Consider the following 423-nt stretch of genomic DNA (forward strand, 5'->3'; position numbering starts at 1 on the left):
TTATGGAGTTGAATTTATCTAATGCAAATTAATTTTGAGCAGTTAAGAGCAATCATGAAGCAATCCGGAATTCCAGTTTATCGTGATGGTGCTCCTACAGGTTCAGATTACCCTTATATTGTGTATGAATTTGTGAATGAACAGCATAAGAGGGCTTCAAATAAGGTTTTAAAGTCAATGCCTTTATATCAAGTCGCAGTTATTACAAAGGGTACTGAGCAAGATTATGAACCATTAAAGGATGTTTTTAATGAAGCTGGGGTATCTTATGCTCAATTTGAAGGAATGCCCTATGATGAAAATGATGATACAATCACACAATTTATAACGTATGTGAGGTGTATTAATGGCTAGTAATCATAATGGATTCGCTGATGCTTTGGAAGATATCAACACATTGTTACGAGTGAATAAACAAGTAAG

The 423-nt window shown here is 34.3% G+C and carries 1 protein-coding gene and 1 pseudogene; both read left to right on the top strand.

Annotated elements, in window-relative coordinates; translation table 11 throughout:
• Nucleotides 1-21: 21 nt before the first annotated feature.
• On the top strand, nt 22-354 hold the full coding sequence (locus CN288_RS28030; RefSeq protein ID WP_098303652.1) for a hypothetical protein: 333 nt from the start codon (nt 22-24) through the stop codon (nt 352-354).
• Nucleotides 347-423 (top strand): annotated as a pseudogene (locus tag CN288_RS28035) (HK97 gp10 family phage protein); the annotation flags it as partial. The gene CN288_RS28030 and the pseudogene CN288_RS28035, both read left to right, overlap by 8 nt.

It is taken from the genome of Bacillus sp. AFS023182 (assembly GCF_002560575.1).
Taxonomy (GTDB): Bacteria; Bacillota; Bacilli; order Bacillales; family Bacillaceae_G; genus Bacillus_A; species Bacillus_A arachidis.